This is a genomic window from Pseudomonas fluorescens, assembly GCF_005938625.1.
Classification (GTDB): Bacteria; Pseudomonadota; Gammaproteobacteria; order Pseudomonadales; family Pseudomonadaceae; genus Aquipseudomonas; species Aquipseudomonas fluorescens_BD.
In genome coordinates, this window is record NZ_VCNJ01000091.1 from 1 (window position 1) to 3222 (window position 3222).

6 protein-coding genes are annotated in these 3222 nt (G+C 62.0%); all 6 read right to left on the reverse strand.

What is annotated here, in order from left to right; all coding sequences use genetic code 11:
• Window positions 1-45: 45 nt before the first annotated feature.
• Window positions 46-579 carry a lysozyme gene (locus FGA82_RS30110; protein ID WP_116256723.1) on the reverse strand — a complete coding sequence of 178 codons (534 nt, stop codon included), beginning with the start codon at window positions 577-579 and terminating at the stop codon, window positions 46-48.
• Entirely contained in the window at window positions 576-872 is a 297-nt protein-coding gene (locus FGA82_RS30115) for a hypothetical protein (protein WP_141129908.1), read from the reverse strand. The genes FGA82_RS30110 and FGA82_RS30115 overlap by 4 nt, the downstream gene beginning before the upstream one ends.
• Window positions 869-1081 (reverse strand): TraR/DksA C4-type zinc finger protein, encoded by a 213-nt coding sequence (locus FGA82_RS30120; protein ID WP_141129909.1) that lies wholly within the window; start codon window positions 1079-1081, stop codon window positions 869-871. The genes FGA82_RS30115 and FGA82_RS30120 overlap by 4 nt, the downstream gene beginning before the upstream one ends.
• Complete coding sequence (locus FGA82_RS30125) at window positions 1081-1530, reverse strand: phage protein (protein WP_141129910.1); 450 nt, start codon at window positions 1528-1530, stop codon at window positions 1081-1083. The genes FGA82_RS30120 and FGA82_RS30125 overlap by 1 nt, the downstream gene beginning before the upstream one ends.
• A 6-nt stretch (window positions 1531-1536) precedes the next feature.
• Complete coding sequence (locus tag FGA82_RS30130; protein ID WP_141129911.1) at window positions 1537-2652, reverse strand: DUF2586 domain-containing protein; 1116 nt, start codon at window positions 2650-2652, stop codon at window positions 1537-1539.
• 11 nt (window positions 2653-2663) lie between these two features.
• A partial coding sequence (locus FGA82_RS30135; RefSeq protein ID WP_141129912.1) for a virion morphogenesis protein occupies window positions 2664-3222 on the reverse strand: 559 nt, incomplete at its 5' end.

A 3222-nucleotide genomic window follows, 5' to 3' on the forward strand; every position in this document is an offset into this window, starting at 1 on the left:
AGGCGACCAGGCACAACACGATCAGGAACAAGGCTTGGCGCAGCATCACAAGCCCTCCGCACACAGCCGGGATTCGGCCAGCCGGCGGTTGTGCAGGCCCGGAATAAAGCGCTTCTGGCCCTTGGCGTCAGTCACAAAGGCCCATACCGGCGTCTTGCCGTCCGGCGCCCATGCCAGAGCTTTGCAGCCCTCGGCGATGCGGCCGGCGTTGATAAGCGCGACCGCTCGACTGGCGCAGGTGCTGGTCACGCCGAAGTTGTGGCCATGACTGGTGAGTGCGTCGAACGTGGTCTGTCCCACGTTCGGGTTCGTGATGCACTCGGCCAGCTGCAGCTGCGTTTTGCGGATCACCAGCTGCTCCACCTCGGCGCACTTGGCGGGCGACCAGTAGTCGCCGACCACGACCGGGTACGGGCTCGTAAACCGGGTGATGCCTTTGCAAACCGTGGGCAGTCCGCCGGCGAGCTTGTCCGCGTAAACGGTGTTCTGGCCGTTGCCTTCCCAGGTGCCCAGGAAGATCACCAGCGGCGTGCTGGCCAGCGCGATCGCACCGGCCATGATCCTGCCGCGCAGGCTCATGGGAACCACATCCGCAACATTGCCGGCACCACCATCTGCAGGACGGCGCCAACCAGCGTCAGGATGGTCAGCAAGCGCCCGACCTTCGAGCCGATCACATTGACCGCCAGGGTCAACGCCTGCTGGCCTTTGTTCAGTTCCTTGAGCTGGCCAGTCATGTTTTCGAATTGCTGCTCAAGCTTGGTCACGCGAGTCGGCACGGTTTCGTGACGACCTTCAAACTCGTTCATGCGGTGCTCAATCACGGCAAGTTGCCGCTCCAGCGTTCCCAGACGCGAAGTTTCAGTGGTCATCGGCGTTTACTCTTCTCGACGTCCGTCTGGCACGGGACGCACCGGGTTATGCCACCGTGCGCCTGGCGCGCCGGCGGGATTGGTGTGTCGCAGTCCTGGCAATGGGTCAGGCTCGGCCCGACCGGCACGGGCTTGCTCAACTGGGCCTTTATCGCCTGGTCACGTTGGCGTTGCTCCAGCTCCTGGGCACGGTCGAACCAATCCACCATTACCGAAGCCCCTCGATCTCGGCCGCAGCCAGGTAGGGAACGCCGTTGATGTGGATAAAATCCGGACTGGTGACGTCGAAAGGCACCTTGTGTTTGGTCTTCTCACCACCCTTCGGGTCGATCGACAACAGGCTGGAGATTTTCACCTTGCAGCCGAACGCCTCCACACGCAGTTCGTCTTCACCGGCCTTGGCGAAGAACACCGCATCGAACGGTTTCAGTTCGCGATAGCTGCCCGCCGATCGCGCCGCGTCGATCAGCAGTTGAAAGTTGGAGCTATCCAGCTCCAGTTCGCCGGCAGCGGCCACGTCGCCGTCGACGTAACCGTCAGGCACGCCTCGGGTTTGGGCCACGGCCGAGTTGTCTGTGATGTCCAGGGTGCAGCTTTCGACGTGCAGCGCGATATCGCCCAGGCTCACGTCGAAGTTCTTTCCGCCAATTTTTGCCATGGGGCGTTACTCCGCTTTGTCAGTGGAAAGATCCAGGGCGATGTTCGCCGTGAGATCTTTCGGGCAGTTAAGGGGTTTAAGCTTGATGTAGGCCGCGACCTTCGTTTTGCTCTGCCACTCCAGCACCAGGTCGCCGTCTTTCGGCGGTTCGATGTCACCGGGGAATACCTCGCCGGCGAACTTGATTGACTTGGCCATGGCTCGCAGCGGCGCCATCAGTTGGTTGGTGTTCACCGCCATGCTGTTGGGCGTGCTGTTCAAGCGGCGATCGGCAACACGGCGGATCAGCAGCGGACGAATCAGGCGCGCGGCCTTGTCGGTGATGCGCAGGTACTCCACGACCTGAAAGTCGCTGCCCGGGGTGTCCAACATGTTGCAGTCGCCCCAGTACACGCCCGGGTAATCGGGATAGATCTGCGACACGGAGAGCCGCGCCCGATCCAGCTCACTGCGCACAGCGGACGGCAGCGGGATCAGCTCGCTATCAGTGGGCACTTGACCAAGTCCCAGCACCGGGCCGGTGGCCACGCGCATTGGGCTATCAGCGATGCTTACCGCCGAGTTGGCCAAGCGACCGGCCAGCACGCCGAGGTCATTTCCGTGAAGCTGCGGCACCGTTGCAACGCGTGGTGCGGCCACCCCTGCTACCAATGCTTTTTGCTCGGTGAGGTATTGCGCCCAGGTCTGGTCAACGGTGATGCCGGCAGTACTTGCCAGGAAGAAAACACGACGCCCATAGGTGTTGTTCAGCGCAACGGCAACGTCGTGCATGGCCTTCAGTTCATCGGCCTTCACTACGGGCTTGGTAACAATCACCGCTTCTACGGAAACGCCCTGTTGCTGCGTTTTCTGCAACGCGGTGGCCCAGTCACCCTCGGGGCCGATCGGGGCCGCGATGCAGGCCCAGCGCTGACCACCGTTCTGGCGTGCCGCAGTGATTTGCGTTTTAAGGTCGCTGGCCGGAATGCCCAGCGCCGTGTCCAGGTCGCTGTCGGTGTTCAGCGGGATGAACTGGCCGACGTTTTTGGCGGCGGGGCCGATGAAAAGAAAGTAACGCTCAACCTCTGTCACGGCACCCTGGCCTAGATTGAGATTGTCGACGGTGACTTGACCGAGTGCCATGCAGTGCCTCGTTAGCGGGGTGAAGTTAGGATTTGTTGCAACACCTGGTTAATCAGGAGATTGGTTTCGCGTTCAGTTTCGGCGCCGATGAACTGGCGTTTCGGCAGGGTGATTTCCCAGCTTTGCCCGCCGGTGCTTTCGCTGCGCTGGTCGTCGAGGATCCGGATCAACAGGCCGGCTTTGGCGTAATTCACATGCTCCTGAATCCACGCCACTGACGGCCGGGTCAGCGTCTTTTTTCCGGCTTGGCGCACACGGAAGCCCAACCGGCGCAAGCGCTTGGCTTGCTTGTCGGTTGCCGCCAAACCCGGTGGGGTCTTGTTCCATCGGCGCATCTGCTGGGCGGTGCGGCGCTCGCTGGCACCGTTGTGCTGCTGCGCGGCGACCCATCGGGTCAGGGCGTTTTTCCAGCCCAGCTCCGCTTCATCAGCGGACACCCGGGTGACCACCATCAACTTGGCCAGGCCGGCTTCCATTTTCTTTTTGCCCTTGCTGTCGCCCTTGCGTGGGGCGAAGGGTGTGCCGTCCAGGTTCTTCTGCTCACGCACTCGCTTGCGGCTCATCGTCCGC